The sequence below is a fragment of the Kribbella turkmenica genome, assembly GCF_004348725.1.
In the GTDB taxonomy this organism is placed as follows: Bacteria; Actinomycetota; Actinomycetes; order Propionibacteriales; family Kribbellaceae; genus Kribbella; species Kribbella turkmenica.
The window spans coordinates 1-6988 of the sequence record NZ_SMKR01000259.1 but is presented as its reverse complement, the minus strand read 5'-3'; the positions used below and the strand labels follow the sequence as shown (position 1 = coordinate 6988).

Here is a 6988-nt window from a genome sequence, read left to right as displayed (position 1 = left end):
CACCCACACCCTCGCCCGCATCCGAGAACTCACCGCCACCCTCCCCGACGGCCTCACCACCCAGGACGTCGCCGACCACCTCGCCGTCCAGCTCCGCACCGCCCGCCGAGTCCTCAAACGCCTCGAACGAGCCGGCCTCGCCGCCCCCATAGGCAGCCAGCAACACGGCCGAACCGGCCGCCCACCCACCGTCTACCTGATCCGCCTGTAGTCCGCACGCGCCTGCCGCGCGACCACTCCTCGTCGCGCTGCGAACGCCCGGCTGTCGGATTCGATCGGGGCTGTTCGTGGGAGGGTTGAGCGGCGGCGCGGGGTCGTCGGGGACGGAGGGATGGCGATGAGGCTTCTTCTTACTTCTGGGGGAATTCGGAACGCGAGCGTGCAGGATGCGCTGGTCGAGCTTCTGGGCAAGCCGATCGAGGAATCCGACGCGCTCTTCGTCCCGACCGCCATCTACCCCTTTCCCGGCGGCGCCATCGGGGCGTGGCGGGCGATCAGCGGCCAGAATTCGTCGCGGTTGGCCAACCTGGGATGGAAGTCACTGGGAATCCTGGAGCTCTCGGTGCTGCCGAGCATCGAGGAGGACGCCTGGGTGCCGACCGTCCGGGACGCCGACGCGCTGCTGTTCTGGGGCGGCGACCCACTGTTCCTCGCCAACTGGATGCGGCGGTCCGGACTGTCCGCGCTCCTTCCGACGCTCCGCCCGGAGGCCGTGTACGTCGGCGTCAGCGCCGGCAGCATCGCCGCGGCCTCCACCTTCGTCGAGACCTACACAGAACCGCCCCGCGGCACGGACGGACCGCTGAAGTCGGAGCCTGTCGTCTTCACCACGCCTGACGGTGACGTCGGCAGGCTCCTGGTCACCGGCCAGGGCGCAGGGCTTGTGGACTTCGCGGTGATCCCACACTTCGAGCACCCGGACCACCCCGACGCCTGGCTCACCAACGCCGAGAAGTGGGCGGCGCGGATCCCCGTGCCGACGTACGCGATCGACGACGAGTCCGCCGTCAAGGTGACCGACGGCGCCGTCGAGGTCGTCTCCGAGGGACGCTGGAAGCTGTTCACCCCCTAGAACGGCGGTGGGCTCACCCCGTCGGCCGGATCACGGTGACGCCGGCGGGAGTGCCGTGGGAGAGCGCCGCCAAGGCAACAGGGGTTTCGTCCAAAGTGATCGTCCGGGAGATGAGGTCGGCCGGCTTGAGGTTGCCGCTGGCAACTAGCTCCAGCATTCCGGGGTACGCGTGCGCGGGCATGCCGTGGCTGCCCCGCCACTCGAGCTCCTGGCCGATCAACCGCCCTACGTCCAGCTGAACACCGGAGGGGAGAAGACCTACCTGCAGGTGGCGACCTCGGGGGCGGAGGGCGTGGAGGGCCTGTTGGACGATGTCGCCGGAGCCGAGGGCGTCCATGGTGACGTGGGCGCCGCCCAGGTCGCGGATCTGGTCGACGGTGCTCGAGGACGCCTGCAGGGTGTGGGACGCGCCGTACTCGTGGGCCAGCTTCAGAGCGTCGGGGTTGGTGTCCACCGCGATGACCTCGGCCCCGAGGGCGGCGGCGATCATCACGGCCGAGAGACCGACGCCACCGCAGCCGAAGATCACCACCCGCTCGCCCGCACCGACCCGGCCGACCTGGCGGATGGCGCGGAACGAGGTGGCGAAACGGCAGCCCAGACCGGCGGCAGTGCCGAAATCGAGAACGTCGGGGAGGCGGACCAGGTTCACCGCCGCGTACGGCACGGCGACGTACTCGGCGAACGAACCCCAGTAGTTGAACCCGGGCTGCAGCTGATTGGGGCAGACCTGCTGATTGCCCGACAGGCACTGCTCGCAGGTACCGCATGCGCAGATGAACGGCGTGGTCACCCGGTCCCCGACCTGCCAACCCTCGACCCCGTCACCGATTGCCGCGATGGTTCCGGCCAGTTCGTGCCCGGGCACGTGCGGCAGGACGATGTCGGGATCGTGTCCCATCCACCCGTGCCAGTCACTGCGGCACAGGCCGGTGGCCTCGACCGCGAGCACGACGCCACCGGCTGCCACCTCAGGCTCCGGGACTTCCTTGACGACCGGCGGTACGCCGTACCGCTCGACTACGACAGCGCGCATCCGGCCATGATGTCAGCCGCCGGCGACCGCGGGGATGATGGAGACCTCGCCGCCGTCCTTGATCGAGGTCTGCAGGCCGTCGGCGAAGCGGACGTCGTCGTTGTCGACGTACACGTTGACGAACCGGCGGAGCTCGCCGGACTCGTCGAGCACGCGGCCCTTGATGCCCGGGTACGAGCTGTCCAGCGACTCGAGCACCTCGCTCAGCGTCGCGCCTTCGGCGCTGACCGACGAGGCGCCCTGGGTGTAGGGCCGCAGGATGGTCGGGACACGGACGCTCACGCTCACTGCAGGCCTGCCTTCACGAAGGCGTCGTACGACGCGGGGATGGTCACCTTGGGGCCGACCCGGTCGGCCACGGCGTCGAGCGTCTTCAGCCCGTCGCCGGAGTTGATGATCACCGTCTCGGCGTCCGGGTCGAGTCGGCCGGACTCGACCAGCTTCTTCAGCGTCGCGACCGTCACCCCGCCCGCGGTCTCGGTGAAGATGCCCTCGGTCCGGGCGAGCAACTGGATGCCCGCGACGACCTCCTCGTCGCTGACGTCCTCGATCGCGCCGCCGGTCCGCCGGGCGACGTCCAGGACGTACGGTCCGTCGGCCGGGTTGCCGATCGCGAGCGACTTGGCGATGGTGTCCGGCCTGACCGGCTTCACCACGTCGTACCCGTCGCGGAAGGCCTGGGCGACCGGCGAGCACCCGGTGGCCTGGGCGCCGTAGACCTTGTAGTCGGTGGCGTCGACCAGGCCGAGCTTGCCGAGCTCGGTGAAGCCCTTGTCGATCTTGGTCAGCTGGGAGCCGGAGGCGACCGGGATGACGATCTGCTGCGGCAGCCGCCAGCCGAGCTGCTCGGCGATCTCGAAGGCCAAAGTCTTGGAGCCCTCGGAGTAGTACGGGCGGACGTTGACGTTGACGAACGCCCAGCCCTCCTCCTCGCCGGCGATCTCCGACGCCAGCTTGTTCACGTCGTCGTAGTTGCCGTCGACGGCGACCAGCGTCCCGCCGTACACGGCGGTGGTGATGATCTTGGGGCGCTCGAGGTCCTTCGGGATGAACACGACCGAGCGGATGCCGGCCCGGGCGGCGGCCGCGGCCACGGCGTTGGCCAGGTTGCCGGTGGAGGGGCAGGCGAAGACCTTCATGCCGAGCTCGCGGGTGGCGCTCAGGGCGGACGCGACCACACGGTCCTTGAACGAGTGCGTCGGGTTGCCCGAGTCGTCCTTCACCCACAGCTTGCGCAGGCCGAGCTCGCGGGCGAGGTTGCCGGCGTCGATCAGCCGGGTGTACCCGGGCTCGGTGTTCGGGAAGCTCGCCACGTCCACCGGGACGGGCAGCAGCGGCTGGTACCGCCAGATGTTCTTGGGGCCGGCCTCGATCTGCTCACGGGTGATGGCCGGGAAGTCGTACCCGACCTCGAGTGGACCGAAGCACTCGGTACAGGCGTAGAACGGACCGAGCGGCGACTTCGCCCCACAGGCACGACAGCTCAGGTGCGTACCGTTGCCGAAGGCACCTTCACGGATGGTGTGGGTGGCGGTCAGGCTCATGAGTGAGGTTCCCCTCTCATCTTCCCCGGACACCGGATCTCGGCGCGGGACGGATTTGGCACCGTTCCGCCGCGAGGATCCCGGACTGGAACCGCAACGGGGAGGGTTGCCGGGACTTCAACGGGCCGTTTCCCTCAGTCCCTCTGGATGAGCTCCCCCGAGGTTACCCAATCGGGTCCATATTGTGTCTTCGGTTCCCACCATCCGAGACAGCAGATCTCAGCCCTGCCGGGCCCGGAAAGTACGGCGGTACGCCGACGGCGACGTGAGCAACTGCTTCGCGAAGTGGTGGCGGAACGTGACCGGGGTGGCGAACCCGGCGGCCAGCGCGATCTCCTCGACCGGCGAGTCCCCGGTCTCCAGCATGGCCAGCGCCGCCTGGATCCGCTGGGCGATCAGCCACTTCCCCGGCGTCGTCCCGGTCGCCCTTGCGAAGTGCCGCAGGTAGGTCCGCGGCGACAGGCCCGCGTGCCTGGCCAGATCGCCTACGCCGATGGGCTCGGCGAGATGTTCGAGCGCCCAGCCGAGACTCCGGGCCACCGAGGCGTCGTCGGGGTCGGGCGGCACCGGGGACTCGATGTACTGCGCCTGGCCACCGGACCGGTACGGCTGGATCACGAGCCGGCGGGCGACCGCGTTGGCCACCGCCGCGCCGTAGTCCTTGCGGACCAGGTGCATCGCCAGGTCGAGCCCGGCGGCGCAGCCGGCGCTGGTCAAGACGTCCCCCTCATCGGTGTAGAGCGGCTCCGGGTCCACGACGACCTGGGGGTACAGCGAGCGCAGCAGGTCGGCGTACCGCCAATGGGTGGTCGCCCGGCGGCCGTCGAGCAGGCCGGCGGCGGCGAGAGCGAACGCACCGGAGCAGATCGAGACGATCCGGGCACCGCGGTCGTGGGCCTTCCGCAACGCGGCCACCAGCTCGGGCGAGATCTCGCCTTCCGGATCCGCGACGCTCGGGATGACGACCGTGCCGGCGGCGGCGAACTCCTCCAGACCGTGCGGACTCGTCATCGTGGCGCCGCCGATCACACGGATCGGGTCGGGGGTCTCGGTGCAGACCTTCAGGTCGTACCAGGGCTGGTCGATGTCCGGCCAGACCAGCCCGAACACCTCGATGACGATGCCGGCCTCGAAGGCCGTCATCCCGTCGTACGCGAGCACTGAAACCGTGCGCCGATCCATGTGTCAGAATCTTAGCGGTAGTGGTCGTTAACGCCACTTCTGCGGCGGGGCCGTTTCTCGGACGATGGAGCCATGTTCAAGGGACTGAAGGACTTCGCAGCCGGGATCCACGCCGTCACCGCCGTCCGCCACGGCGCCGAGCCGCCGGCCGACGCACTCAGGAAACCCGGTCGCGACGGTGGTCGAGCATCCGCATCAGCGGAGTCGCCGCGACGCCGTGGACGACCACGCTCAGCAGGACGGTGAATCCGACCGTCGCCCACAACCACGGCAGCTCCGTGGCGAACGTGGTCCCGACGGCCGCCAGGTAGTAGATCGACGTCACGCCCCGGACCCCGAAGGCCGCTGTCATCCAGCGCTCGGAGCGGTCGAGCTCCGAGCGCGCGAGCGACAACCACGCGAGCACCGGGCGGACGACGAACACCAGCAGTACGCCGATCGCCGCGCCGGCCCAGGTCAGCGGCGTGAACAGACCGCCGGTGATCGCGACACCGAGCAGCAGCAGGATCCCCCAGGTGAGGATGTGCTCGAGCTCACCGATGAAGTTGTGCAGCTCGGCGTGGAAGTCGTGACTGCGCTCCGCCGCCCGCAGCGCGACCGCGGCGACGAAGACGGCGATGAACCCGTAGCCGTGCACCACCTCGGCGAGTCCGTAGACGCCGAGCGTCATGGCCAGCGCGAGAACGGGCTCCCGTGAGTCGGCCAGCCGGAAGCTCTTCGAGGGAGCGCTGAACGCCATCTTGGCCAGCAACCAGCCCGCGCCGAACCCGACGGCCACTCCGATCACGGATTTGCCGACCACGTACCAGCCCAGCCACTCCACCGTCGAGTGAGCCTTGGTGACGGCGAAGACCGCCAGGTACACCAGCGGGTACGCCAGTCCGTCGTTCAGACCGGCCTCCGAAGTCAGCGCGAACCGGACCTCGTCGTCCTCCTCCGGCTCGGCGCCGTCGCCGGTGGTCGGTCCGCCGACCTGGATGTCGGAGGCCAGCACCGGGTCGGTCGGCGCGAGGATGGCGGCGATCAGCAGGGCCGTCGCGGGTGCGAGGCCGAGCAGCCAGCCGATGCCGGTCAGTGCGGCGACGCAGGCCGGCATGGCGACGAACAGCAGCCGCCAGGTGGCGCTCCAGCGCAACAGGCTGATCGGCCGGTCGATCGCCAGGCCGACACCCATCAGGGCGACGATGACGGTCAGTTCGGCCAGGTGCTTGGTGAGCTCGGGCTCCGCGATCGGGCTCAGTCTGCTCCGGTCGACGGCCAGCCCGAGCAACAGGCCGGCGCCGACGAACGCGATCGGCGCCGAGATGGCGTACCGGCGGAGCAACCGAGGCAGGACGGCGCCCAGGAGGAGGGCCAGCCCCGCGACCAGGTAGAGGCCGTCCCCGTCGATCGTCATGGTGAGTCCCAGGTTCCCAGATCGGGCCGGGTCTATCGCAGCCGGTGGGTCGCCCCGGGCGTGTGCGTCGGCAGGGCCTTGCGCGGACCGTAGCGCGGATGACCGACCCCGGCGAGCTCGAGGAGACGCTGGACCCGGAACCGGTGGCCTCGGTACGGCTCGATCAGCTCGGCGCAGCCTTCGTCGTCGAGCTCCTCGCCGATCAGGGCGTACGAGACGTTGCGGGACACGTGGTAGTCCGCGAAGGAGAACGCGTCCGCGTCGCCGTGGGCCCGCTGCCGCACCTCGGCGGCCGTCCACACGCCGACCCCGGGCAGCGACCGCAGCCGCCGTTCGATCTCGGCCGAGTCCGTCAGCTCCAGCGTCCGTTCCAGTGCCTTGGCCCGGGTCGCGGCCGCGATGACGACTCGCGACCGGCGGCCCTCCACACCGGCGCGCAACCACTGCCAGGACGGGATCAGCCGCCACTCCTCCGGCGCCGGCGGGACCATCATGGTGCGTCCGTCCGGCGGCTGCGGCCCCGGCGCCGGCACGCCGTACTCGCGGAGGATCAGCCGCCAGGCCCGGAACGCCTCCTTGCCGGTGACGACCTGCTCGATCCCGGCGGCGGCCATCGCCTCGAACACCGCCCGCGTCCGCGGCACCCGGACGTGCGGGAAGCGCCGGGCCGCGTCGACCAGCGCCCGATGCGCCGGCAGCGGCTCGAACCCCTCCCAGCTGTCCGCCTCCCCCAGCAACTCCGGCAGCCCGTCCAGAGC

At 70.3% G+C, this 6988-nt stretch carries 8 protein-coding genes and 1 riboswitch; of the genes, 2 read left to right on the top strand and 6 right to left on the bottom strand.

The genetic code is table 11. The features are described 5' to 3' along the window. Window positions 1-211, top strand: a 211-nt coding sequence (locus E1218_RS34250; RefSeq protein WP_132327196.1) for a helix-turn-helix domain-containing protein, incomplete at its 5' end; no start/stop codon positions are given. Window positions 212-331: 120 nt separating this feature from the next. Next, window positions 332-1072, top strand: coding sequence for a Type 1 glutamine amidotransferase-like domain-containing protein (locus E1218_RS34245; protein ID WP_325052878.1), 741 nt, complete (start codon window positions 332-334; stop codon window positions 1070-1072). A 13-nt stretch (window positions 1073-1085) separates the two neighbouring features. Here E1218_RS34245 and E1218_RS34240 read toward each other — a convergent pair whose 3' ends face one another. The 6 genes from E1218_RS34240 to E1218_RS34215 form a co-directional block, all read right to left on the bottom strand. Beyond that, a complete protein-coding gene (locus tag E1218_RS34240; RefSeq protein ID WP_132327194.1) occupies window positions 1086-2108 on the bottom strand; it encodes a zinc-dependent alcohol dehydrogenase family protein in 1023 nt (340 codons plus the stop codon). 12 nt (window positions 2109-2120) lie between these two features. Then, complete coding sequence (locus E1218_RS34235) at window positions 2121-2396, bottom strand: ubiquitin-like small modifier protein 1 (RefSeq protein WP_132327193.1); 276 nt, start codon at window positions 2394-2396, stop codon at window positions 2121-2123. Further along, window positions 2393-3652 (bottom strand): threonine synthase, encoded by a 1260-nt coding sequence (gene thrC / locus E1218_RS34230; RefSeq protein WP_132327192.1) that lies wholly within the window; start codon window positions 3650-3652, stop codon window positions 2393-2395. Before thrC ends, E1218_RS34235 begins: the two co-directional genes overlap by 4 nt. Before the next feature lie 13 nt (window positions 3653-3665). Continuing rightward, a riboswitch (SAM riboswitch) is annotated at window positions 3666-3806 on the bottom strand. Between the two features lie 65 nt (window positions 3807-3871). After that, window positions 3872-4834, bottom strand: coding sequence for a helix-turn-helix domain-containing protein (locus tag E1218_RS34225; RefSeq protein ID WP_132327191.1), 963 nt, complete (start codon window positions 4832-4834; stop codon window positions 3872-3874). Window positions 4835-4991: 157 nt separating this feature from the next. Beyond that, window positions 4992-6230 (bottom strand): cation:proton antiporter, encoded by a 1239-nt coding sequence (locus E1218_RS34220; protein ID WP_132327190.1) that lies wholly within the window; start codon window positions 6228-6230, stop codon window positions 4992-4994. Window positions 6231-6262: 32 nt separating this feature from the next. Then, the coding region (locus tag E1218_RS34215; RefSeq protein ID WP_132327189.1) for a DNA-3-methyladenine glycosylase family protein at window positions 6263-6988 on the bottom strand (726 nt) is incomplete at its 5' end.